At 70.4% G+C, this 22,421-nt stretch carries 20 protein-coding genes; 6 read left to right on the top strand and 14 right to left on the bottom strand.

Annotated features, from left to right (window positions below):
• Window positions 1-12: 12 nt before the first annotated feature.
• Both ybeY and ACGFZQ_RS03245 read right to left on the bottom strand, forming a co-directional pair.
• Window positions 13-510: an rRNA maturation RNase YbeY gene (gene ybeY / locus ACGFZQ_RS03250; RefSeq protein ID WP_351691360.1), complete on the bottom strand. Its 498-nt coding sequence runs from the start codon at window positions 508-510 to the stop codon at window positions 13-15.
• A 14-nt stretch (window positions 511-524) separates the two neighbouring features.
• A complete protein-coding gene (locus ACGFZQ_RS03245) occupies window positions 525-1,592 on the bottom strand; it encodes a PhoH family protein (RefSeq protein WP_393838921.1) in 1,068 nt (355 codons plus the stop codon).
• 251 nt (window positions 1,593-1,843) lie between these two features.
• On the opposite strand from ACGFZQ_RS03245, the gene ACGFZQ_RS03240 reads away from it, so the two are divergent.
• Window positions 1,844-2,533 carry an FAD binding domain-containing protein gene (locus tag ACGFZQ_RS03240; RefSeq protein ID WP_393838920.1) on the top strand — a complete coding sequence of 230 codons (690 nt, stop codon included), beginning with the start codon at window positions 1,844-1,846 and terminating at the stop codon, window positions 2,531-2,533.
• Window positions 2,534-2,789: 256 nt separating this feature from the next.
• On the opposite strand, the gene ACGFZQ_RS03235 is transcribed toward ACGFZQ_RS03240, so the two are convergent.
• The gene (locus ACGFZQ_RS03235) at window positions 2,790-3,965 is read right to left on the bottom strand and encodes a carbohydrate kinase family protein (protein ID WP_393838919.1); all 1,176 of its coding nucleotides are present in this window, start codon (window positions 3,963-3,965) and stop codon (window positions 2,790-2,792) included.
• 96 nt (window positions 3,966-4,061) lie between these two features.
• Window positions 4,062-5,045 carry a 5-dehydro-4-deoxyglucarate dehydratase gene (locus tag ACGFZQ_RS03230; RefSeq protein WP_393838918.1) on the bottom strand — a complete coding sequence of 328 codons (984 nt, stop codon included), beginning with the start codon at window positions 5,043-5,045 and terminating at the stop codon, window positions 4,062-4,064.
• A gap of 109 nt (window positions 5,046-5,154) precedes the next feature.
• Between ACGFZQ_RS03230 and ACGFZQ_RS03225 the strand changes: the two genes are divergently transcribed.
• A complete protein-coding gene (locus ACGFZQ_RS03225; protein ID WP_393838917.1) occupies window positions 5,155-5,934 on the top strand; it encodes an IclR family transcriptional regulator in 780 nt (259 codons plus the stop codon).
• A 70-nt stretch (window positions 5,935-6,004) separates the two neighbouring features.
• On the opposite strand, the gene ACGFZQ_RS03220 is transcribed toward ACGFZQ_RS03225, so the two are convergent.
• Together ACGFZQ_RS03220 and ACGFZQ_RS03215 are read right to left on the bottom strand one after the other, a co-directional pair.
• Window positions 6,005-6,901, bottom strand: coding sequence for a recombinase family protein (locus ACGFZQ_RS03220; RefSeq protein ID WP_393838916.1), 897 nt, complete (start codon window positions 6,899-6,901; stop codon window positions 6,005-6,007).
• A 290-nt stretch (window positions 6,902-7,191) separates the two neighbouring features.
• Complete coding sequence (locus ACGFZQ_RS03215; protein ID WP_393838915.1) at window positions 7,192-8,097, bottom strand: helix-turn-helix domain-containing protein; 906 nt, start codon at window positions 8,095-8,097, stop codon at window positions 7,192-7,194.
• 158 nt (window positions 8,098-8,255) lie between these two features.
• On the opposite strand from ACGFZQ_RS03215, the gene ACGFZQ_RS03210 reads away from it, so the two are divergent.
• From ACGFZQ_RS03210 to ACGFZQ_RS03200, 3 genes are read left to right on the top strand one after another with little or no spacing between them, the layout of a single operon-like run.
• Window positions 8,256-9,047, top strand: a complete 792-nt coding sequence (locus tag ACGFZQ_RS03210) for an SDR family oxidoreductase (RefSeq protein ID WP_393838914.1) — start codon at window positions 8,256-8,258, stop codon at window positions 9,045-9,047.
• Window positions 9,048-9,087: 40 nt separating this feature from the next.
• Window positions 9,088-9,999: an SDR family NAD(P)-dependent oxidoreductase gene (locus ACGFZQ_RS03205; RefSeq protein ID WP_393838913.1), complete on the top strand. Its 912-nt coding sequence runs from the start codon at window positions 9,088-9,090 to the stop codon at window positions 9,997-9,999.
• A gap of 29 nt (window positions 10,000-10,028) precedes the next feature.
• Window positions 10,029-10,262, top strand: coding sequence for a tautomerase family protein (locus ACGFZQ_RS03200; RefSeq protein WP_393838912.1), 234 nt, complete (start codon window positions 10,029-10,031; stop codon window positions 10,260-10,262).
• 416 nt (window positions 10,263-10,678) lie between these two features.
• Here the strand turns inward: ACGFZQ_RS03200 and ACGFZQ_RS03195 are convergent, their stop codons facing one another.
• The 6 genes from ACGFZQ_RS03195 to ACGFZQ_RS03170 all read right to left on the bottom strand — a co-directional run bounded on the left by ACGFZQ_RS03195 (window position 10,679) and on the right by ACGFZQ_RS03170 (window position 17,660).
• Window positions 10,679-11,326, bottom strand: a complete 648-nt coding sequence (locus ACGFZQ_RS03195; RefSeq protein WP_393838911.1) for a hypothetical protein — start codon at window positions 11,324-11,326, stop codon at window positions 10,679-10,681.
• 3 nt (window positions 11,327-11,329) lie between these two features.
• A complete protein-coding gene (locus tag ACGFZQ_RS03190; RefSeq protein ID WP_393838910.1) occupies window positions 11,330-11,932 on the bottom strand; it encodes a DUF4158 domain-containing protein in 603 nt (200 codons plus the stop codon).
• Window positions 11,933-12,218: 286 nt separating this feature from the next.
• A complete protein-coding gene (locus ACGFZQ_RS03185) occupies window positions 12,219-13,124 on the bottom strand; it encodes a TIGR03620 family F420-dependent LLM class oxidoreductase (protein ID WP_393838909.1) in 906 nt (301 codons plus the stop codon).
• A gap of 40 nt (window positions 13,125-13,164) precedes the next feature.
• Window positions 13,165-15,279, bottom strand: coding sequence for a 3-hydroxyacyl-CoA dehydrogenase NAD-binding domain-containing protein (locus ACGFZQ_RS03180; RefSeq protein ID WP_393838908.1), 2,115 nt, complete (start codon window positions 15,277-15,279; stop codon window positions 13,165-13,167).
• Window positions 15,280-15,291: 12 nt separating this feature from the next.
• The gene (locus tag ACGFZQ_RS03175) at window positions 15,292-16,494 is read right to left on the bottom strand and encodes an acetyl-CoA C-acetyltransferase (protein WP_393838907.1); all 1,203 of its coding nucleotides are present in this window, start codon (window positions 16,492-16,494) and stop codon (window positions 15,292-15,294) included.
• An 89-nt stretch (window positions 16,495-16,583) separates the two neighbouring features.
• A complete protein-coding gene (locus ACGFZQ_RS03170) occupies window positions 16,584-17,660 on the bottom strand; it encodes an AraC family transcriptional regulator (RefSeq protein ID WP_393838906.1) in 1,077 nt (358 codons plus the stop codon).
• A gap of 91 nt (window positions 17,661-17,751) precedes the next feature.
• Between ACGFZQ_RS03170 and ACGFZQ_RS03165 the strand changes: the two genes are divergently transcribed.
• A complete protein-coding gene (locus tag ACGFZQ_RS03165) occupies window positions 17,752-18,891 on the top strand; it encodes an acyl-CoA dehydrogenase family protein (protein WP_393839233.1) in 1,140 nt (379 codons plus the stop codon).
• Between the two features lie 485 nt (window positions 18,892-19,376).
• On the opposite strand, the gene ACGFZQ_RS03160 is transcribed toward ACGFZQ_RS03165, so the two are convergent.
• Both ACGFZQ_RS03160 and ACGFZQ_RS03155 read right to left on the bottom strand, forming a co-directional pair.
• Window positions 19,377-21,077, bottom strand: coding sequence for a Tn3 family transposase (locus ACGFZQ_RS03160; protein WP_393838905.1), 1,701 nt, complete (start codon window positions 21,075-21,077; stop codon window positions 19,377-19,379).
• Complete coding sequence (locus tag ACGFZQ_RS03155) at window positions 20,978-22,396, bottom strand: DUF4158 domain-containing protein (protein WP_393838904.1); 1,419 nt, start codon at window positions 22,394-22,396, stop codon at window positions 20,978-20,980. The genes ACGFZQ_RS03160 and ACGFZQ_RS03155 overlap by 100 nt, the downstream gene beginning before the upstream one ends.
• Window positions 22,397-22,421: the final 25 nt, after the last annotated feature.

The raw sequence follows: 22,421 nt of genomic DNA, 5'->3' as shown, positions 1-22,421 counted from the left end.
ACGACCACCCGGCTAGGAGACCGTCGGCGCCGGGGAGGGACCGGTCAGGCCCTTCTCCCCCCGCCAGCCGTCCACGATGGCCGCCTGCAGCCCGAACATCTCGGCCTTCTCGTCGGGCTCCTCGTGGTCGTAGCCGAGCAGGTGCAGCACCCCGTGGACGGTGAGCAGCTGGAGCTCCTCGTCCATGGAGTGCTGGGTGTCGGCCTCGGCCCCCTGCTTCGCGGCGACCTCCGGGCAGAGCACGATGTCGCCGAGCAGCCCCTGCGGCGGCTCGTCCTCGTCCTTCGACGGCGGCCGCAGCTCGTCCATCGGGAAGGACATGACATCGGTCGGCCCGGGCAGGTCCATCCACTGGATGTGCAGCTGCTCCATGGCATCGGCGTCCACGACGATCACCGAGAGCTCGGAGAGCGGGTGGATGCGCATCCGTGCGAGGGCGTAGCGGGCGATGTCGAGGATCGCCTGCTCGTCGACCTCGGTTCCGGACTCGTTGTTGACGTCGATCGACATGGCGCTGTGCTTGTCTACTTCCCCTTGTGCCCGGACTTCGAGCGGCCGCCCTGATGCGTGCCGTTCTCCGTGCCGTGCTCGCTGTCGTACTGCTCGTACGCGTCGACGATACGGCCCACCAGCCGGTGCCGTACGACATCGTGGGACGTCAGCCGGGAGAAGTGCACGTCCTCCACACCCTCCAGGATGTCCTGCACCTGGCGCAGACCGGACTTGGTCCCGCTGGGCAGGTCGACCTGGGTGATGTCACCCGTGATCACGATCTTCGACTCGAAGCCGAGCCGGGTGAGGAACATCTTCATCTGCTCGGGCGAGGTGTTCTGGGCCTCGTCGAGAATGATGAAGGCGTCGTTGAGCGTACGGCCGCGCATGTACGCCAGCGGCGCCACCTCGATCGTCCCGGCCGCCATCAGGCGCGGGATCGAGTCCGGGTCGAGCATGTCGTGCAGCGCGTCGTACAGCGGGCGCAGGTACGGGTCGATCTTCTCGTAGAGCGTGCCCGGCAGGAAGCCGAGCCGCTCGCCCGCCTCGACCGCCGGCCGGGTCAGGATGATGCGGTTGACCTGCTTGGACTGCAGGGCCTGCACCGCCTTGGCCATGGCCAGGTAGGTCTTGCCGGTACCGGCGGGGCCGATGCCGAAGACGATCGTGTGCTTGTCGATCGCGTCGACGTACCGCTTCTGGTTGAGGGTCTTGGGTCGGATGGTGCGGCCGCGCGAGGACAGGATGTTCTGTGTCAGAACCTGGGCCGGGGTCTCCTCCGGTCCCTCCCCGTTCTCACTCGCCCGCAACATGGCGATCGAGCGTTCCACTGCGTCCTCCGTCATCGGCTGTCCGGTGCGGAGCACCAGCATCATCTCGTCGAACAGGCGCTGTATGAGGGCGACTTCACGGGCATCGCCGACCGCGCTGATCTCGTTGCCCCGGACATGGATGTCGGCCGCCGGGAAGGCCTTCTCGATCACGCGCAGCAGGGAGTCGCCGGATCCCAGCACGGTGACCATCGGGTGCTGGGCGGGAACCTCGAACTGAGCTCGGGCCTGCTGCTGCGCGGGAGTGTGAGCTGTGGGTGTCTGAGTCATGGGCCGGCGCTTAAGGCCTGCGGTTCCTCCTCATCACGGCCGCGTAGCTGAGGGCGGCCTCGCGATACCAAGCGTACGACGCGGGGCTGACAACGCCGTAGGCCTTTTCACAGCGGAAGGCGCCCCTGGTGCAGCCGTGAGCCCTGCATGCGCTCCTGCACGCCGGGGCAGAATCCGGGCCGTCACTGCCATACGTGGTCGCGGGGCCGCGTTCGCTCCACGCCACCTGTACGTACAGAAAGCAGGTAGCCGTGCTGCTGCGTCTGCCCACGTCGGTGTCCGAGGCCCGGGAATGCCTGGCCGAGGGGGCGATACCCGTCGGCGGTGCGACCCTCGTATGGGCCGTCTGGCAGCGGGACGGCTTCCCGGAACAGGCGGTGTCCCTGCGGAAGGTGCCGGAGGCGACGGCGATCGGGGCCGGGGTACTGGGCGGCGCGGTGCTTCTGCACCAGGTGGACGACCGGGTTCCGGAGGTGCTGCGGAAGGCGGCGAAGGGGGTCGGCACGGGCTCGGTACGCCGGACGGCGACGGTCGGCGGGAACATCGCCGGGTCGAGCCTGCGGGATCTGCTGCCGGCGGCGATCGTGCTGGACGCGTGGGCCGAGGTGCTCACGGCGGACGGGGTGGCCGAGGTGGACCTGTCCGAGCTGGAGGCGAAGGCGCCGGTGCTGCTGGCGCTGCGCTGGCGGGAGCCGGTGAAGGGGGCGTACGCGAAGGTGGCGGACCCGGGGGGCGGCGAGGTACCGACGATCGCCGCGGCGGCGGTGGACACGGAGGGTGTGCTGAGGGTCGCGGTGCGGGAGGGGTACGAGCTGAGCAGGGGGAGCTTGGGCGCCGAGGGGGGCGGGGTGGAGGAACTGTTCGCCGGGGCGTTGGCCGGGGTGTCGGAGGGGGGACGGGAGCTGCTGCGGGAGCAGGTTGCCGGGGTGCGCGGGGGGTAGTTCCGGGGTGGTGGCGCCCCGGTCGTCGACTGCGGGCCCGGTGGGGGCCGATCGCGCCCACGCCGTGGAGCCGCACATCGATACAGCCCCGCGCCCCTTACGGGGCACGTCGTAGCTGCGGGCAGTCGTGCCTCCCCCAGTGCCTTAAGGGCCTGGGAGGTGCCCCCAGGCGGCCCGGGTGGGCGCAGGCGGCACCCGGCAAGCGCCGGTAAGCGCCCCCCGGCCCTCAGCCCCCACGCACCCGCACCCTCGGAAGTCACCCCGCGCGCCCGAACCCGATCGTCGGCACCGCCCTCCGCAGGGGCCACGGCCTCACCTGGTCCTCCTCCGGGACCAGGCCCTCCAGGAACGCGTAGCGCCGCAGCGCCGCCGGGTCCTGCCCCGCCACCGACTGGACCTTCCGCCACCACGCCCCGATCTCCGACCAGCCCGGCGCGGACAGGGAGCCGCCGAACTCCTGGACGGAGAGCGCCGCCGTGAGGCCGGCGAAGGCGAGGCGGTCGGCCAGCGGCCAGTCCGCCAGCGTGCCGGTGACGCACCCGGCGACGAAGACATCACCCGCGCCGGTCGGGTCGAGGGCCTCCACGGCGATCGCCGGGACCTCCGCGGACTCCCCGGTCCGCCCGTCGACGGCGTAGGCCCCCTCCGCCCCGAGGGTGACGACGGCGAGGGGCACGTACTCGGTGAGGGCATGGGCCGCGGCGCGCGGGCAGTCGGCGCCGGTGTACCGCCGCGCCTCCTCCGCGTTCGGCAGGAACGCCTCGCAGTGTTCGAGATCGGCGAGCCCCGCGAGGTCCCACGCACCGGTGTCGTCCCAGCCGACGTCCGCGAAGATCCGGGTGCCCTCGGCGGCGGCCTTGGCGATCCAGGGGTTGCGTTTGCCGGGCGTGAGGGAGGCGACGGCGGCACGGGCGTGGGCGGGGTGGCCGGGGGCGTTCTGCTGCCGGAACAGGGTGTCGGCGGGCGGCTCGTGGCCGTGCGAGACCATGGTCCGCTCCCCCTCGTACGCCATGGACACGGTGACCGGCGAGTGCCAGCCGCGCACCCTCCGCGACGGGGAGAGGTCGATGCCCTCGCCCTGTTCGAGGGCGTCCCAGCAGTACTCGCCGTAGTGGTCGTCGCCGAAGGCCGCCGCGAGGGAGGTCTTCAGGCCGAGCCGGGCGAGGGCGGTGGCCATGTTGGCGATGCCGCCGGGGCTGGATCCCATGCCCCGGGCCCAGGACTCGGTGCCGCGCACGGGGGCGGAGTGCAGGCCGGTGAAGATGATGTCGAGGAAGACGGTGCCGGTGAGGTAGACGTCCCAGGGCGGATCGTCCGGCGTGCGCAGGCCGGCCAGCGGGTCGACCTGCGCGGCGCAGTGCGGTCTTGTTGCTCCTCTGTCGTCGTCGAGGTACTCCGGTTCCTCTCCGGCGAACGCGTTGGACGCGGTCACGGTGCGCTCCCTGGACGTGGTGCGGATCCGGCCAGTCTGCACCATGTCGGGACAGCGGCGGCGGCTCTCGCCGTACGACCGCCCGGACGAGCGTCGCTACCAGCGCGGCACGGTGGGTGTGGTCCACCCCGGCTCGGCCACCGGCATCGCTCCCACGAGGTCGAGTCCGGCGGTCAGCAGGGCCTTGAGGTCGGCCAGGTCGGCGGCCGAGGGGTCGGTGAGCGGGGCGCGCACCGGGCCGACCGGACGGCCGCGCAGCCGCGCAGCCGCCTTGACGAGGGACACGGCGTATCCGGGGACGCGGTCGCGGAGTTCGACGAACGGCACGTAGAAGTCGCGCAGCAGCTTGTCGACCGTGCCGTGGTCGCCGGCGCCGAGGGCGGCGAAGAAGGCGTCGGCGATCTCGGGGGCGAAGGCGTGCACGGCGGAGGAGTAGGCGGGGACGCCGACGGCGGCGTAGGCGCGGGCCTGGATCTCGGCGGTGGCGGCGCCGTTGAAGAAGAGGAAGCCCTCCGGGGCGGCGAGGGTGAGGCGCTGGAGCCGGTCCAGGTCGCTGTGCCCGTCCTTGAGCCCGATGACGCCGGGGATACGGGCGATACGGGTCAACGAGTCGGCCGTGAAGGCGACCTGTCCGCGCTGGTAGGCGATGAGCGGCAGGGACGTCCGGGCCGCGATCCGCTCCAGCTGCGCGACCAGCCCGTCCTGCGGGGCGGCGACGAGATAGTGCGGCAGCACGAGCAGGGCGTCGGCCCCGGCCTCCTCGGCGACCCGGGCGAACCGCACGGCCTGCGCCCAGCCGTACCCCACCCCCGCGACCACCGGCACCCGCCCGCCGGCCTCCTCGACGGAGACGGCCACGACCCGCCGGTACTCGTCCTCGTCCAGCGAGAAGAACTCCCCCGTCCCGCAGGCCGGGAAGAGCGCGCCGGGCCCGGCGGCGAGCTGTCCGCCGACGTACTCCCGGAATCCGTCCACGTCAAGGGACCCGTCGGCGTGAAAGGCGGTGAGCGGGAACGACAGCACCCCGCCCGCCATCCCCTCGCGCAGACTCCGCACCACATCCTCCGGCTGTCCGGCCACCGAATCCATCTCCGTATGTAGACATCATCCACGTATAAGGACCAAGACTAGATATGCGAACACCCCCCGTCAACGGCGCACACCGCCCCCGCCCCTCTACGATCTGCACATGTCCGAGACAGCAGGCGTCCGCGAGGTGAAGTCCGCAGCGCGCACGGTGGAGCTGCTGGAGCTCCTCGCGGCCCGCGGCGACCGCCCGGCCCGCCTCCAGGAACTGGCGGACGAACTCGTCGTCCCGCGCAGCTCGATGTACGCCCTGCTCCAGACGCTGATCACGAGGGGCTGGGTACGCACCGACACGACCGGCTCCCTCTACGGCGTCGGCATCCGCACCCTGCTGACCGGCACGAGCTACCTGGACTCCGACCCGCGCGTCCGCCTCGTACGCCCGTACCTGGACGAGGCGTCCGAGGCGCTGGGCGAGACGATCCACCTGGGCCGCCTGGACGGCCCGGACGTGGCGTACCTGGCGACCCGGGAGTCGCACGAATACCTGCGCACGATCAACAGGGTGGGCCGACGGCTGCCGGCCCACGCGGGCGCCCTCGGCAAGGCGCTCCTCGCGGAACGCCCCGCCGAAGACCTCCCCGAGGGCCCGTACGAGCCCCTGACCCCCAACTCCCGCACCACCCGCGAGTCCCTCACCGCCGACCTCGCCGAGATCCGCGCCCGCGGCTACGCGATCGACCGCGAGGAGGCCGTCCTCGGCATCATCGGCTTCGGCTTCGCCCTGCGGTACGACACCCCGCCCCAGGACGCGATCAGCTGCTCGGTAGCGGTGACCCGCCTGACCCCGGACCACGAGGCGGAGATCGTGACGGTGATGAGAGAGATCCGGGCCAGGATCGAGTCGGCAACAGCCCCCGGCGGCACGGCCAACTGGCGCTGACCGCGGCGCCTCCATCCAGGGGTCCACGTAGTTCTCGCCGAAAAAACAACGCTAAGGACTGAGCCCCAGGTCAGACCGTGGGCTCCAGAGTGGCTGTGGCCGTCTGTTCGTCGTGTTCACGCAGCATGCGCATGACGGTGGCCGGGGCTGGGTGCTGGCCGCGTTTCTTGCCGGTGCGGATGACGAGGCGGGAGGCGATCTCGCGCAGGGACAGGTGTTCCTGGTCGCGAAGTCGGAGGGCGGTGGCGAGCATGTCGTCGTCGGAGACCCTGACGCCACCGATGGCCTTGCCGTTTTTGCGGGCGGTCTCTTGTCCTTCGAGGGTCTTGTCGCGGATGTAGTCGCGTTCGGACTCGGCCATGGCGGCGAAGAAGGCGAACAGGGCGGCCCCGTGGCCGGACGGGTCGTGCTTTCCGGCGAGGGGGCCGGTGAGGAACTCCAGCTCGATTTCCGCGTCCCGCAGTTCCTCGGCAACCTTCAGCAGTTCCAGGGCGCCGCGGCCCAGACGCTTCATCTCGTGCACCACGAGGGTGACCTTCGCTCCCAGAGAGCGGTACTCGCGGGCCGCCGCCAGGGCCGCCTTCATTTCGGGGCGCTCGCGGACCCGGGTGCTGATCTGTTCCTGGAACAGCCGGTGTACGCCGGAGGCTTCGAGGGCGTCGACCTGGGACTGGATTTCCTGCGTCCGGGTCGAGATACGGGCGTACGCGAGCCGGACTTCCATCGGCACGGACGGCGCCGCGAGCTTCTGCACCGGCAGGGCCGTCCAGACGGAGCCGGGATGGCGTACGGCCGGGGTGGCGACGTGTAGTTCGGAGCGGAGCGCGGGGACGAGCTGGAAGCGAGCGGTGTGGTATTCGAGTGCGACCTTGCCGGAGGTGGTGCGGCAGGGCGAGCCCGCCGGGGCCTGGCAGGTGGACATCGGGCAGACGTGCGACTCGACGAGCCGGTACGGGGCGGTGATCACGCCGGGATCGTTTCAGGAATGCGTTTCACTGATCAAGGGGAAGGAAACGACCGGTGAAACAAATCGACCTGCGGCGATGCCGTCGGCTCCAGGTGTTGAAACTGGGACCACCTATGAAACACCCACACTGCCGCGCCCGGTCGACTTGCCGCTGTGGAGACCATCCCGGAGCGTGGGGAAAACGGGAATCAAGGGGGTCATCGTGGGCCCCGGGCCGGAGAACATATCTCTGTGGGGGTAGGGGCCGCCACGCCTTGCTGGGAAGGCGGTCCTCCCCTCTGCGGCGCGGGTCAGCGCTGCGATCCGGATTCCGCCGCGGACGACCTCTCCGGTGCCGTGCCCTCCGTGACGCCCAGCTCCTGGGTCCCTACGACAGACAGCAGTTCGAGCTGCTCGGCTCCCGGGCTTCCGGGCGGGGCGGTGAACCACAGCAGGCGTTGCCGTCCGTCCTCGCTGAGGAGGTTGTGGCAGTCGAGTTCGATGACGCCGAGCATGGGGTGGACGATCCTCTTGTGGTCCATGCGGCGCACCGCGACGTCGTGGGTGTCCCAGAGGGCTGCGAACTCCTGGCTGCTGCGGCGTAGCACGGCGACCATCTTCGTGACCTCCGCGTCCCGGCCGCGCCGGGCGGCCGCTGCCTGGAGGTCGGCCACGAACACCCGGGAGTGGTGCGGGTGGTCCTCGGGCGGGTACATCTCGCGCGCCTGCGGGTCGGTGAACCAGCGGTACACGAAGCTCGCCGCCGGGCCGCGGTGTGCCGGGGACTTGCCGAGCAGGGCCAGGGCCAGGTCGTTTTCCACCAGGGTTTCGTGCAGGTCGGTGATCACGCGCGCGGGGGTGTTGGACAGCCGGTCCAGGAGTCCGAGGAGCGCGGGCTGCACGTGTGCCGATGGTCCGTGTGCTGACGCGGGGACCGGCCGTTCGGCCAGGTGAAACAGGTGGTCGCGCTCGTCGCCGTTCAGGCGCAGGGCTCGGGCGAGGGCGGCCAGGGTCTGGGCCGAGGGCTGCACGCCGTTCTTTGCGCTGCCGCGTTCCAGCTCGGTGTAGTAGTCGGCTGACAGCCCTGCCAGCTGCGCGACTTCCTCGCGGCGCAGCCCGGGAACGCGCCGGCGCGGGCCTTGGGAGAGACCGACCTCGGCGGGGCGGATGCGGTCGCGGCGTGTCCTGAGGAAGGCACCGAGTTCTGGAAGGTTCACCCCTCCATGGTCGCTCGTACGCCAGAGCGCAGCCAGGGGGTGGCATCCCCTGGGTAGACGCAGCCCTGGCTAGGGACGGGGGACCGGCCGATCGTGGAGGACGCAGCAGGGCAACGGCAAGGCCGCGGCCCGACCCCCATCCACCACAGGAGTCAGCTATGCCCAGCCCCACTTCCCTCGACGGGACCGCTGCCTCGGCCCAGCCCTCCGCCTCACCCCGTGTCGCGATCGTCACCGGCGGCTCGCGCGGCATCGGCCGCCGGACCGTCGGCCGGCTGGCCGCCGACGGGTACGCCGTCGTGGTCGGCTATGCCGGCAACCAGGACGAGGCCGAAGCCGCCGTGAAGGAGGCCGTCACCGGCGGAGGCCGGGCGATCGCAGTGCGCGCGGACGTCGCCGACGAACGCGCGGTCGCGGCCTTGTTCGACGCGGCCGAAGCAGAGTTCGGCGGCGGCGGAGGCGTCGATGTAGTCGTGCACGCGGCCGGGCGGATGCACCTGGCTCCGATCGCCGAGCTGGACCTGGCCGTCCTGGACGACCTGCACCGCACCAACATCCGCGGCACGTTCGTCGTCGTCCAGCAGGCCGCCCGTCGTGTGCGGCCCGGTGGCGCGATCGTGACGTTCTCCACGTCCGTGGTGGGGCTGGCCTTCCCGGGCTACGGCGCGTACGCCGCCGGCAAGGGCGCGGTCGAGGCGCTGACGATGATCCTGGCCCGGGAGCTGCGGGGCCGGGACGTCACCGCCAACACCGTCGCGCCCGGCCCCACGGCCACCGACCTGTTCCTGGACGGCAAGGACGAGGAGACCATCGCCCGCCTGGCCGCCCAGCCCCCGCTGGAGCGTCTCGGTACCCCGGCCGACATCGCCGAGGTCGTCGCGTTCCTGGCCTCCCCGGCCGGCCACTGGATCAACGGACAGGTCATCCGCGCCAACGGCGGAATCATCTGAACCGCCCGCAGCCACCCATCGATCAACGAAAGGCCCTGTCATGAGGAACGACGAAACAGGGAAGGTCATCCTCGTCACCGGGGCCTCCAGCGGCATCGGAGCACTGTCCGTACGTGCTCTGGCCCTCGCCGGTCACACCGTGTACGCGGGCATCCGTCAGATCGCTACCCGCAACGCGACCGCGGCGGCCGACCTGACGCGCTACGGCACCGACCACCGGGTCGACGTGCACGCCGTCGAGCTGGACGTCATCTCCCAGGACTCCGCCGACGCCGCAGTCGACCGGATCCTCGTCGAGCGGGGCCGGCTGGACGTGGTCGTGCACAACGCCGGGCACATGGTCCTGGGCGCCGCCGAGGCGTTCACCACCGAGCAGCTCGCGGACCTGTACGACGTGAATGTTCTGGGCACCCAGCGCGTCAACCGCGCCGCCCTGCCGAAGTTGCGTGAGCAGGGCTCAGGGCTGCTGGTGTGGATCGGCAGCTCCAGCACCCGCGGCGGCTGCCCCCCATTCCTGGCCCCGTACTTCGCCGCCAAGGCCGCGATGGACGCCCTGGCCGTCAGCTACGCCGCCGAGGTGCTCCCGTTCGGCATCGACACCGCGATCGTGGTGCCCGGCGCGTTCACCACCGGCACCAACCACTTCGCAGGCGCAGGCGCACCCGCCGACGCCGACCGTGCGGAAGCCTACGACCAGCGTCACCGACCCCTTATGAGCGATCTGGGCAAGCGGCTGGCCGCGCTCATCCCTTCGGACGCCGATGTGGCCGAGGTTGCCGAAGCCGTCGCGCGACTGGTCGCGATGAAGCATGGCACTCGGCCTCTGCGCACCCACATAGACCCCAGCCGAGACGGCAGCGAAGTTGTCTCCGCGGTCGCCGACCGCCGCCGCGCCGACTTCTTCCGCCGCATCGGACTGGACAGCCTGCTCACCGCAGGCAGCTCCCTGTAACGCCCCACTGAGAGAAGGAACAACCAGCCATGCCTTTCGCGAACTTCAAGGTCCTCGAGAAGACCCTCACCCCGAAGCAGAAGGAGGAGATCGTCACCCGCACCACCGAGCTGTATGTCGAGCTCTACGGCGAGCGCGCCCGCAACACCACCATGGTTCTGATCGAAGAGGTCCCCGACGGCGGCTGGGGCATCTCCGGCAACGTGCTGACCCTCGCCATGCTGAGCGGCGAGGCGACACCGACCGACACCAGCGACGCCTGACCGCACCGGCCGGCATTCGGCCAGGACAGCACCTTGAAACCGAGGGCCCCCGGGTCGAGCGTCCGCCACACGGCCTCGTTCATCCGGGGGCCGGTGAGATCAGCGAAGCCCTTCATCGTGTCCCCGTACTCGATCGGTCGGCGGCGGTGTCCACCGGGGCGCGGGGACGGGGCACGGCAGCGGTCAGCGCCAGGTCGAGCCGCTTGTCCATGTCCAGGCGGAAGGTGCCGTACGGGTTGACGTTGGACCAGAACAGCGCGGTCAGGCCGCGCCGGTCCTCGTCGGATCGCGGCGTAGTGCACGGCGCGAGTGGCCTCGAAGTCGCCGGGCGGGTCGTCTTCCGGATTGCGCCAGCGGGCGGCCCCCTCGACGTAGATCTCACGGCGTCGCACGGCGTCCCGCAGCGCGACCAGGACTCACAGCTCGTACGGGATGCGCTCGACCTTGCCCTTGTCGTCGACGACGGCCTCGCGCCAGTCCTTGCGCACCACGCCGTCCATCGGCACGGCGTCCGTGGCGTCGTAGAAGCGGGTCTTGCCGTCGATGTCGGCGTACTTCTTCAGCAGCTTCATGGCGTACATCACCGGCCGGTAGGCGGTGTTGTTGCACTTGAAGCCGAGCGTGTTCAGCAGCGGCGGCAGCATCTGCCGGTAGTACGAGCTGTAGGAGGAGCGCAGCGTGGTGCGGACCTTGGCCTTGAAGACCTTCTCGTTCGCCTTCGCCTCGGCGACCAGCTCGCGCAGCGTCTTCTCCCCGACCACCGGGAACAGGGCCCGGCGTACGACCTCGTCGGGCTTGTCGACTGCGGCCGTCGCCAGCTTGAAGAGGATGCCCTCCTTGCCGCGGACCTTCTTCAACTCGGCGGTGAGCTGCTTCTCCACCCGCCGCTCTGCACGGGCGTTGATTTTGTGGACCAGGGCGACCAGCAGGTCGACCAGAGCGTCGGTGATCTCCGCCTGCCGTGAGGAGCACGGCGCTGCGAGCTGGGTGATCCGTACGTCCTCCGCTGTGTCGCGGAAGTCCGAGGGATACATCTTGATCGCCCGCGCCCGCCAGGCGGCCACCAGCTACTCCGAGCAGTCCGCGAACAGCCCGTCGGGCAGCCCAAACTTGCGCACGTCGTTGAGTTTGGTGATCTCCGTCAGTGAGGAGTCCAGGCCGACCGCGCCCGGGTCGCGCTTGAGCGCGGCCAGCAGGGCGGTGCCCGCTTCGTTGTCCTCGGCCACCAGGGACAGCAGCCGGGTCGTGCCCGCCTCGCCCAGGCGACCGATCGTGCGGGCGCAGAACGTCTTCTCCCACTTGCCCCGCGCCGCGACGAGCACCTTCTCGACCCGAGTCCGGCCCGGCGGCTCGATCTTCCGCGCCCGGCACTCCACCAGCTCGACCGGACAGACCTCCATGGCCAGCCACTCGGCCAGCGTCTTCTCGTCCGCGACCGTCGGCGGTCGAAATCCCAGGGCCTCACGGATCTGCTTGCGGTGGTACTCGGCGGTCCGGCCGACCAGCGTGTACTTCGCGAAAACGGTGGCCGGGACCTTCACCAGATCGGCGACGTACTCCACCGCGGCCGGCGGGACCTCTTCCAGCACATCGGGGAACCGGCCTTCCAGCTCGAAGAACTTCAGCAACAGGCTGAAGCCGAGCCGGGTCGCCCCACTCTTGTTCGCCACCAGGCCAAGCTGCTGGGCACGCCCTGGAGCGGCTGAGCACGGCCCGCGCGCAGGCGAAACCACCTTCCGCGACCGGTTCAAGCGCACGTACCGGGCAGTGGTGATGGGCTTTGCCGCTGTCGATTCTGGCCCGGATCCGGCGCGCTCCAGACGGTCCTGCCTGCGGTTCGTGCCACGGACGGCCTCGCCCCGGCATGGTCTTGAGCCGTCAGCCTCTGGCAGAGCCCGCTCAGAGATGCCCGACGCGGAGGGGGGCCCGAACGTATCGGGGTTGGAGCTGCGTTCGTCATGCGCCGACGAGTGCGGGTGCGAGCTCTCGCCACGGCTCGGTCGGTACGTCGAAGGGTGATTCCATCAGGACCTGGACGCAGACGTGGTCAGCCCCTGCGGCAAGATGCTCGCGTACCCGGCTGAGGATCGCCGCTTCGTCGCCCCATGCGACGAGTGCTTCGGCCAGCCTGTCGGAGCCGCCACGGACGAGGTCCGTTTCGTCGAAGCCGCCCCGCAGCCAGTTGTTGCGGTAGTTCGGCAGACCGGTGTAGATGTCCAGATGGGCGTGCGCCCGGCGCAGCGCGGTCTCGCGATCCGAGGTGAGCACGGCGCCCATCTCGACGGCCACGATCTTGTCCGGCCCCAGAGCCGCCCGCACCTCAGCGGTCTGTGCCGGTGTCACCAGGTAGGGGTGGCTGCCGTCTGCGAGTTCGCGTGCCACTTCCAGCATCCGGGGTCCGAGGGCGGCGATCAGGATGGGTGGGCGTGGTGCGTCGGCCTCTGGGGCGTAGAAGGTTGCTCCCGCCATCGCCGTGAGGTACTCGCGCATGGCGGAGACCGGTTTGGTGTAACTGCCCCCGCGCACCCGCTCGACCAGTGGCCGGTGGCTGACTCCGAGCCCGAGTACGAACCGCCCGCCGTGGGCTGCGGCCAATGTGCGGGACGCCGCGTTGGCCGCGACCGCGTCACGTGCCCAGATGTTGGCGATGCCGGTCGCCACGCGCATGCGTCCGGTGGCGGTGAGCAGCAGCCCTGCCTGGGTGAAGGCCTCACGGCCGTAGGCTTCGCCGAACCACAGGGTGCCCCAGCCCTGGGCTTCGAGCTCGGCCGCGATCTGCCCGGTCGCCGCCGGGGGTACGGCGTCCAGGCTCGCAGTCCAGATCCCCACGCGCCCGAGCCCTGCTTCTTCAACCACTGTCATGCTGTAATTCTCCAGACTCGATAGGTGACGGGGCACCCGGTCAGAAACACTCGCCGCGGTCGGCTTTTCCGCGCAGGGTGGCGGGGGGCCGGAAGCGTTCGCCGTAGGTGTCGGCGAGGTGGTCGGCGCGGTCGACGAATGCTTGTGGGCCGTAGGCGTTGATGAGTTGCAGGGTGCCGCCGGTCCAGGGGGCGAAGCCGATGCCGTAGACCGATCCAATGTTGGCGTCGGCGGCTGAGGTGAGGACGCCCTGGTCGAGGATGCGTACGGTCTCCAGCGCCTGGATGAACAGCAGCCTGTCGTGGATGTCCTGTTCGGGCACCGCGGCATCGTCCGGTTTGGTCCAGCGTTCGGCCAGGCCGGGCCAGAGCGTCTTGGGACTGCCGTCAGCCGGATAGTCGTAGAAGCCGGCGCCGGCTGCCTTTCCGGTGCGGCCGAGTTCACGGGCGAGAGTGTCGAGCAACTGGTAGGCGGGATCGGCGTACCGGGCACCGGGCTCGGCCTGGTCGCGGACCTGGAGCGGGAGGGTCAGGGTGACCTCGTCGAGGACGGCGAGCGGCCCGACGGCCATGCCGGCCTTTTTGGCGACGTTCTCGACCAGTGCCGGGTGGACGCCCTCGGCGACGAGTGTGGCGCCTTCGGTGACGTATGTGGCGAAGACCCGGGTGGTGTAGAAGCCGCGGCTGTCGTTGACCACGATCGGCGTCTTCTTGATCTGGAGGACGTAGTCGAAGGCGCGAGCCAGGGTGGAGTCCGAGGTCCTCTCGCCGCGGATGATCTCGACCAGCGGCATGCGGGCGACGGGCGAGAAGAAATGGAGGCCGATGAAGCGTTCGGGGTCCGGGACGGCGTCGGCCAGGCCGGTGATGGGGAGGGTGGAGGTGTTGGAGGCGATCACCGCGTCCGGCAGGGCTGCGGTCCCGGCGGCGGCCAGGACCGTGTTCTTCAGTCGGCGGTCCTCGAAGACCGCCTCGATGACCAGGTCGCATCCGGCGAGATCGGCGTCGTCGCCGGTGGGGGTGATCCGGTCCAGGGCGGTGGCGTGACGCTCGCCCAATGCCTCGGCGATCCGGATCCGGCCGTGCTCGGCGGCCTCGGCGGTGATGTCCTTCAGTACCACGTCGATCCCGGCGAGCGCGCTGACCTGGGCGATGCCCGCGCCCATCATGCCCGCGCCGAGCACGCCCACCTTGCTCGTACGGTAGGGGGCGTGGCCGGACGGCCGGGAGTGGCCCGCTTTGAGTTCGTTGAGCTGGAACCAGAAGGTGCCGATGAGGTTCTTGGCGACCTGGCCGGTCACCAACTCCAGCAGATAGCGGCTCTCGACCAGCAGGGCGGTGTCGAAGTCCAGCAGCGCGCCCTCCACCGCGGCAGCGAGGATCTTCTCCGGTGCCGGGTAGCAGCCGTGGGACTTCTTGCGGACGACGGCGGGGGCGGCGGCCAGCAGCCCGTACGACGCCGGGTCGAGCGGTTTGAGGTCGGGAACCTGGTGGCCGGGGGTGTCCCAGGGCTGTACCGCGCAGGGGTTGGCCAGCACCCAGGCGCGGGCCTTGTCCATCAGTTCGTCATGGTCGGCGGCGAGTTCGTGGACCCAGCCGGCGTCCCGGGCCTGGCCGGGGCGCAGCCGCCTGCCCTCGGTCAGCAGCGGCAGGGCGGCTTGGACGCCGAGCATCCGTACGGTGCGGGTGACGCCGCCCGCGCCGGGGAGGAGGCCGAGGGTGGCCTCGGGAAAGCCCAGGCGGACGGTGGGAGCGTCGAGGCAGACGCGGTGGTGGCAGGCGAGGGCGATCTCCAGGCCCCCGCCCAGCGCGCTGCCGTTGATGGCGGCGGCGACGGGGCGGCCCAGGGTCTCCAGGCGGCGCAGCTGGTCCTTGATGGCGGCCAGCTCGGCCGCGAAGGCGTCTGCGGTGTGCGGGGTGACGGTGATCAGGGCGTCGAGGTCGCCGCCGGCGAAGAAGGTCTTCTTGGCGGAGGTGACCACGACCCCGGAGATGTCGTCACGTTCGGCCTCCAGACGGTCGACGGCCGTGGCCATGGCCGTGCGGTAGTCGGTGTTCATGACGTTCGCCGAGCCGGGCAGGTCCAACGTCAGCGTGACGATGCCGTATCTGTCGCGCTCGTAACGGATGTGATGGGTGGTCATGTCGGTGGTCATGGCGTACGGCCCTCAGATCCGCTCGATGATGGTGGCGATGCCCATGCCGCCGCCGACGCACAGGGTGGCCAGCCCGCGGTGCAGGTCACGGCGCTCCAGCTCGTCGAGCAGGGTGCCCAGGATCATGCAGCCGGTGGCGCCGAGCGGGTGGCCGAGCGCGATGGCGCCGCCATTGACGTTGACCTTGTCCTCCGGGATGTCGAGGTCGCGCTGGAACTTCAGGACCACGGCGGCGAAGGCCTCGTTGACCTCGAACAGATCGATGTCGTCCAGGGTGAGCCCGGCCCGGTCCAGGGCCTTGCGGGCGGCCGGGGCGGGGCCGGTGAGCATGATGGTGGGCTCGGTGCCGATCACGGCGGCGGCGATGACACGGGCTCGCGGGGTCAGGCCGAGTTCCTGTCCTGCCCGCGCGTTGCCGATCAGCATGGCGGCGGCGCCGTCCACGATCTGCGAGGAGTTGCCTGCGGTGTGGACATGGTCGATGCGCTCGACGCGCGGATAGCGGTCGATGGCGACCGCGTCGAAACCAAGGTCACCGGGGAAGGCGAAACTGGGCTTCAGCCTGCCCAGGCGGCGCAGTGTGGTGCTGGGGCGGATCGCCTCGTCCTGGTCGAGCAGCAGGGTGCCGTTCTGGTCCGTGACCGGGACCAGCGAGCGGGCGAAGTAGCCCTTCTCCTGCGCCTCGATGGCCTTGGCCTGCGATGTCACGGCGAAGGCGTCGAGGTCGGTGCGGGTGAAGCCCTCCAGGGTGGCGACCAGGTCGGCGCTCACGCCCTGCGGCACGAAGCCGGTGGCGAGGCTGGTCTGCGGGTCGGTGATCCAGGCGCCTCCGTCGGAGCCCATCGGCACGCGTGACATCGATTCCACGCCGCCCGCGACCACCAGGTCCTCGAAGCCGGAGGCCACCTTGGCGGCCGCTATGTTGACGGCCTCCAGGCCTGAGGCGCAGAAGCGGTTGAGCTGGACCCCGGCCGGCCGGATGTCCCAGTCGGCCGCCAGCACCGCCGTACGGGCCAGGTCGGCGCCCTGCTCGCCGACCGGCGAGACGACGCCGAGCACGACATCGTCCACGGCCGAGGTGTCCAGCCGGTTCCGCTCCGCGACCGCCCGCAGCAGCCCGGCGGCCAGTGTGACGGGCTTGACGCTGTGCAGCGCCCCGTGTCTGCCTTTGCCGCGCGGGGTGCGGACGGCGTCGTAGATCAGCGCTTGGGTCATGACGGGACGGTACGAGCCGGGTCCGGGCGGGTGCCGTGACCGTGCCGCTCAAGGTCATTGACCCGGGCGTTCGCTCAGTGGCACGTCGCTCAGCCGCCAGGCTGGTAGGAGCGAGGCGCGGAACCGGTCCAGCGTTTGAAGGCGCGGTGGAAGGCGCTGGGCTCGGAGAACCCCAGCTGGTGCGAGAGGTCCTCGATGGAGACGGTGCCTTCGGCCAGCGCCGCGATGGCCACATCACGCCGCAGTTGGTCACGGATCTGCTGGAAGGAGGTGCCCTCCGCGGCCAGCCGGCGGCGCAGGGTCTGCGCGCTCACCGCCAGCCGCGCCGCGATGTCCTGCGGATCGGGCATCCGGTCCGGCAGCGACTGCCCGAGGAGCCGGCGCACCTGAGCAGCGGCGGTGCTGCCGTAGTCCAGGCGGGCGAGCACATCGCCCGGGGCACGGCGCAGGAAGGCACGCAGCCCTGCCTCGTCCTGGAGCACCGGTTGATCGAGGACCGCGCGGTCGAAGACGAGGGCGGTGTGCGGGGCCCGGAAAAAGCACGGGGCGCCGTAGAGCAGGTCGTACTCCAGAGCATGGCCAGGCGCCGGATACCCGAACTCCACCCGGGTGAGGTTGATCCTCCGGCGGATCAGCCAGCCCGCGACGCGGTGCAGGACGACGGTGGCGGATTCGGCGAGGTAGTGATCGGGATCGTCGAAGGCCGTGAAATCGAAGACCACCCGCGCTTCGTCGTGCGCGTCGGTCTCCTCCCCCGGTTCCTCCTCCAGCCCCTCCTCCAGATGGAACCGGGGCCCGCCGGGGAACAGCCGGTAGAAGGTGCTGCCACGGTCCAGCGCGGACCGCAGATCGGGGCTGCAGTGCACCACGGCATGGCACATCATCGCGAAGGTGCCCACCTTCAGGGGCTGTGGTCCGAGGCCCTGCAACTCGTCGTCGAGTGCCTGCCACACCTCCTTGGTGAGCCGGGCGAACTGCTGGGGCGACACCCGGGCGAGCGGGACTTCCAGGAGACGTGGCGAGATGGCCGCCCGTTCGAGGAGTGCGGTGATGTCCACGCCGTGCCGCTCGGCGCCGCGCAGCGAGGCCCGCACGTGGTGGATGGCGACCGAGCGGGCGGGCGCGCCGTGTGCGCGTGGTGGGTCGTCCTCGGGAGGTGCGGCCATGGCAGGCGATCGTACGGGACACAGAGGTCAATGGCGGTGAGCGCTGCGGTCATGACGGCCCGGTGTGCGGCCCGCCTACCGTCGGACCATGATCAGAGACGGTTATTTCGACGATGCCCACGAGGCGTACCGGACCGCATGGCGCGGCTTTGTCGAGCACGAGGTCGTGCCGAGGCAGGCCGGCTGGGAGCGAGAGGGGATCGTCGGCAAGGACATCTGGCGGATCGCGGGCGAACAGAACCTGCTGTGCCCATGGGCCGATCCCGACTACGGCGGCCTGGGCCTGGCCGACCTGCGGTACGAGCAGATCATGATCGAGGAACTGGCGGACGCCGCCGAGTCCGGCTTCGCGGTCCCTCTGCACTCCGGCATCGTCGCCCCGTACCTGGCCGCGTTCGGCACCGAGGACCAGAAGACCCGGCACCTCACCCGCGCGGTCTCCGGCGAGACGCTGCTCGCCATCGCGATCACCGAGCCCGGTACCGGCTCGGACGTGGCCGCCATCCGTACGCACGCGGTGCCTGCCCCGGACGGGGACGGCTGGCTGCTCAACGGGGCCAAGACCTTCATCTCCAGCGGCATCAACGCCGATCTCGTCATCGTCGCCGCCCGCACCGGCGAGGACCACTCGATCGGCCTGTTCCTCGTGTCCGCCCACGCCCCCGGCTTCACCCGGGGCCGCAGGCTCGACAAGCTCGGCCTGCGGACCTCGGACACCGCCGAGCTGTTCTTCGACGACGTCCGCGTCCCGGCCGCCGACGTGCTCGGCGGGCCGGATCAGGGCTTCGTCCTGCTGATGCGGCAGTTCGCCCTGGAACGGCTCGTCGTCGCCATGGGCGCGGTGGCCCACGCAGCGGCGGCACTGCGGGAGACGGTCGCCTACACCAAGCAGCGCTCCGCCTTCGGACGTCCGCTGGCGAAGTTCCAGGACACCCGCTTCCGGCTGGCCGCGATGCGGGCCCGGATCACCTCCGCCCAGGCCTTCGTCGACGCCTGCGTCCTCGCACACAACCAGGGCACGCTCACCGCCGACGAGGCCGCCGAGGCGAAGCTCGTCACCACCGAACTACAGGGCCAGGTCGTCGACGACTGCCTGCAGATGTTCGGCGGATACGGCTACATGTGGGAGTCCGTGATCTGCCGCAGATACGCCGACGCCCGCATCCAGCGGATCTACGGCGGTACCTCCGAAATCATGAAGGAGATCATCAGCCGTTCCATGGACCTGTAACCCCCGACCGGACTGCCCACGCAGCGCCTCCGGCAAGCAGGCGGCAGAGCGTGGCGCACTACTGGCCCATGCGTCATCCCGAGGCCGTGCCCGCCGACCGCACCACAAAAATGGCCAGCTCCGACATGCAGCCCTCCACCCCGGTGGCAGGGGCCTGGCCATGACGTGAGCTGCGGGCGGGCTTGCCGTCCACGGCCACCGGCTGTGTGCTTGCGGGTCGGCACCGGTCAGATCGGCCAGACCGCCCGAGCAGACACGGCCGAGGACCCGTCGGATCGTGGCTCCGCACTGTGCGCCGCCTTCCCCAAGTCACGCTGACCCCCTCAGCTTCTGCGTGCTTCCTGAGCTCGAACTGCACCAACGGCAAGGGAGGCGACAGCGGACCAGGTGGACTACGCCGGCCACCGCGCTGGTCCACTCCTCGTCGTCGGGCATCATCTGATGCATCCGAGGCGCGCAGCGGACAGCAGGCCCGTGTCCGGCTGTTACAGCCCGGCGCCGGGATCGTCCGTGTCCACGGTCCGCAGCGGCCGGTGTCCCCGGTCGTCGAGCTGGGCGAGTTCGCGCTCGTAGTCGACAGTGATCGAGCCGTAGTAGTTGACGACCGAGCTGCGGGCCGGGGAGATGTGCGCCAGCACCTCGGCGTCCACCTCACGGCCGGCGGTACGGAGTTCATCGAGGGCCAGGCCCATGTACTCGGTGTGCCAGCAGACCACGCTGTTGGTCACGACGGTCAGGCACCACGCCTGTTCGTTCTGGTGCTCGGGCTGGCGGCGGGCGACCTTGCCCTCGCGGGCGTAGTGGAGCTGGCGGCGCAGGGCGTGGAGGGACTCGCCCTTGTTCAGCTGGCGGGCGATCTTGCGGCCGTAGCCCTCGTCCGACAGGTACTTCGCCGCATAGATCGTTCTGCGGATCGCCCCGTACTCCTTCAACGCGGCGGCCAGCGCGTTCTGCCGGGAGGAGGCGGACAGCTTGCCGACGATCAGGGAGGCGGTGGCGTGCCCGTACTTCAGCGAGCCCGCCAGACGGAGCAGGTCGTCCCAGTGGTCGGCGACCAGGTCCAGGTTGGCCTTCTTGGTCAGCAGTGGCCCGGCGGTCGGGAAGCGTTCCTCGTAGTCGGCCTTCGCGCCCATCCGGTACAGGGTGATCTTGCCCAGGTCGCGGATGCGGGGCGAGAGCTGCTTGCCGACCAGGTCGAAGAGACCGAAGTTGACCAGGGTCACACCGTGCGTATCGGTCGCGTGCTCGCTGATCGGCAGGTCGGTGGCGTTGCCCAGGATCTCGTCCAGCACGTAGTGGGCCTCGCGGTGCGTGGCCACGATGACCTTCGTGCCGAAGGTGGAGTGCTGATCGGAGACATGGGTGTAGGTCGAGATGCCCTCCGAGACGAAGTACTTGTTCAGGTGCCGGGCGGTGATCGACTTACCCCGGGTGGGGAACCGCTGCCCGTCCGAGGACGACAGCGTGCCGGACCCGAACATGGTCGTCATCGGCAGCCTGTGGTGGTAGTTGACCAGCACGATGTTCGCCTCGCGCAGCGTCTCCTCCCGGATGTACCACTCTGCGCTCCACGCCAGCACGTCGTACGGAATGCCGCAGGACGCGGCCATCCCGTGCAGTCCGAGGTTCGTGGAGAGCCCGATCAGGCAGGCGATCAGGTTCCTTTTGAGCTGCGGGGAGCGGACCTGTTTGCCGCCGGCGTGGGTGAAGCAGTCCAGGAAGCCGGTGTGCTGGTCCATCTCCACCAGCAGCGAGGCGATCGGCACGTTCGGCAGCATCTTCTCCAGCTCGCCGTGCAGCTCCTCGGCCTCGCTGGGGATGTCCTCCGCCGTCAGCGGCGAGATGACCAGCTCACCGACGTCGTTCAACCGCACGGGCCCGTCACCGCGCTTGAGTACCCCCTCCAAGTCGGTGAGGGGCTCGTCCAACTCGTCCATCACCAGCGGCAGGGCCTCGGAGAAGTCGGGGCTCTTGCCGACCAGGCGGCAGAACTCGGCCCGGTGCGTCTCCCACTGGGCAGGCTTGAACAGGTAGGCGGCCGGGTTGTCGTAGCGGCGCGAGCCCGGCACGTACACGTCGCCCGACCTCAGGCCGTCGCGCAGAGCGAGCAGCGTGCACAGCTCCCAGTAGTGCCGGTAGGCGGTCGCGTCGCCCTTCGCTGCGGCCTCGTCGAGGTAGCCCTGCACCGGGTCGGCACGAACAGCGTGGGGGCGTCTTCGGGGACGTTGCGGGCGCCGGTGGCGTTCAGCTCCCGCAGGATGCCCAGGGCCTCGATCAGGGGCTTCGCCTCTGTGCCGCCCTTGAACCGCACCGTTTCCAAGACCTTCGGGGCGAACTGCCGGATGTAGGTGTAGGAGCCGTCCAGCAGCGCCAGGTGCCCGTGGTCCCGCGGCAGCCGCACGGTGGCCCCGGCGTGCGCGGCCCGCAGTCGGCTCATGCCGATCTTCCCACGCAGCAGCGTCCCGACCTCCTCGTCCGGAATACCCGTGTCCGCGAGGACGGGCAGGATCTCGTCCAGCAGGACGAGCCGGTCCTCCGACAGCTTGGCCCGCTCGGCGAGCACCTCGCGCAGCTTGATCTTCGCCCGCGACTCCGAACCCGACAGGGTCTGGTCGAAGAGCTGCACCACCGAGTCCAGGACATCGACCGCGGACTGCGCCAGCAGCGTGAGCAGGATCGGGTGACGCCGGTTGGGCTCGCGCCGCACCAGGGCCTGCGCGGTCAGACGGCGGCCGATCTGGGCCAGGTAACGGCGGCGTTCGGCGGGCAGCGCGGACAGATCCAGTCTGTCCGCGCCAAGGCCGCGCAGGAACAGCAGCTTCTCGACCTCGCCCTTCACGCTCGTCGGCGATCCCTGCACCGGTCCCGTCACCATCCAGTGCAGCCGCGTCGAGCCCAGCGTCGGCTCGACCACCAGCAACCCGTCCAGCCCCCGCACCTGCTCGCCGGTGAGCAGGTGGGCCACCCTGCCGTGGGTCTCCTCCTCCGCGGCCTGGCGCGCGGTGGCGACCTTTTCCAGCAGCGAGACGACACCCGGCCGGATTACCTTCGCCGAGCGCAGGTACTCACACCCCAGCCGGAACAGCAGGCTCGGGGAGTCGTGCTCCATCGCGCGGGCCAGCAGGAACTCGTCCAGCTCCTTGAACTCGATCGCTTTTGCGGGCTTCCACGACAGGTACTCGGCAATCTCCCGCAAGTGATCCGTGCGGGTCTGCCCGCGCTCTCCGTAACCCGCCAAGTCGGCGACGGCGACCCCGAGCTGCCTCGCCAGACGCCCCACCGCCGCAGGCGGCGCGGAGGGGACGTCGTCGGGAACGAACCCCAGCCAGGGCAGAGTCGAGAGTTGGACGGCGGCGCCGAGTACGTTCTGGGCCCGGCGGAACTTGCCGAGGAACGCCTGATCGGCCGCCGTGAGAGTGAAGTAGCGGATCAGCTCGTCCTTGCCGATCGCGGGGAAGGACCGTAAGCCCTCCAGCTCCTCGTCAGAAAACACCCGCGTGGCCATCGGCCCCTCCCGCCCCATTCGATCA

It is taken from the genome of Streptomyces sp. NPDC048254 (assembly GCF_043201895.1).
Classification (GTDB): Bacteria; Actinomycetota; Actinomycetes; order Streptomycetales; family Streptomycetaceae; genus Streptomyces.
The sequence above is the reverse complement of the archived record's forward strand: the minus strand, read 5'-3'. Positions and strand labels throughout refer to the sequence as shown.

What these genes read in the sequence shown, in the direction of transcription:
- ybeY (WP_351691360.1), bottom strand. Translation starts at nt 510, where the DNA reads ATGTCGATCGACGTCAACAACGAGTCCGGAACCGAGGTCGACGAGCAG.
- ACGFZQ_RS03245 (WP_393838921.1), bottom strand. Translation starts at nt 1,592, where the DNA reads ATGACTCAGACACCCACAGCTCACACTCCCGCGCAGCAGCAGGCCCGA.
- ACGFZQ_RS03225 (WP_393838917.1), top strand. Translation starts at nt 5,155, where the DNA reads ATGTCCGAGACAGCAGGCGTCCGCGAGGTGAAGTCCGCAGCGCGCACG.
- ACGFZQ_RS03210 (WP_393838914.1), top strand. Translation starts at nt 8,256, where the DNA reads ATGCCCAGCCCCACTTCCCTCGACGGGACCGCTGCCTCGGCCCAGCCC.
- ACGFZQ_RS03205 (WP_393838913.1), top strand. Translation starts at nt 9,088, where the DNA reads ATGAGGAACGACGAAACAGGGAAGGTCATCCTCGTCACCGGGGCCTCC.
- ACGFZQ_RS03200 (WP_393838912.1), top strand. Translation starts at nt 10,029, where the DNA reads ATGCCTTTCGCGAACTTCAAGGTCCTCGAGAAGACCCTCACCCCGAAG.
- ACGFZQ_RS03185 (WP_393838909.1), bottom strand. Translation starts at nt 13,124, where the DNA reads ATGACAGTGGTTGAAGAAGCAGGGCTCGGGCGCGTGGGGATCTGGACT.
- ACGFZQ_RS03180 (WP_393838908.1), bottom strand. Translation starts at nt 15,279, where the DNA reads ATGACCACCGACATGACCACCCATCACATCCGTTACGAGCGCGACAGA.
- ACGFZQ_RS03175 (WP_393838907.1), bottom strand. Translation starts at nt 16,494, where the DNA reads ATGACCCAAGCGCTGATCTACGACGCCGTCCGCACCCCGCGCGGCAAA.
- ACGFZQ_RS03170 (WP_393838906.1), bottom strand. Translation starts at nt 17,660, where the DNA reads ATGGCCGCACCTCCCGAGGACGACCCACCACGCGCACACGGCGCGCCC.
- ACGFZQ_RS03155 (WP_393838904.1), bottom strand. Translation starts at nt 22,396, where the DNA reads ATGGCCACGCGGGTGTTTTCTGACGAGGAGCTGGAGGGCTTACGGTCC.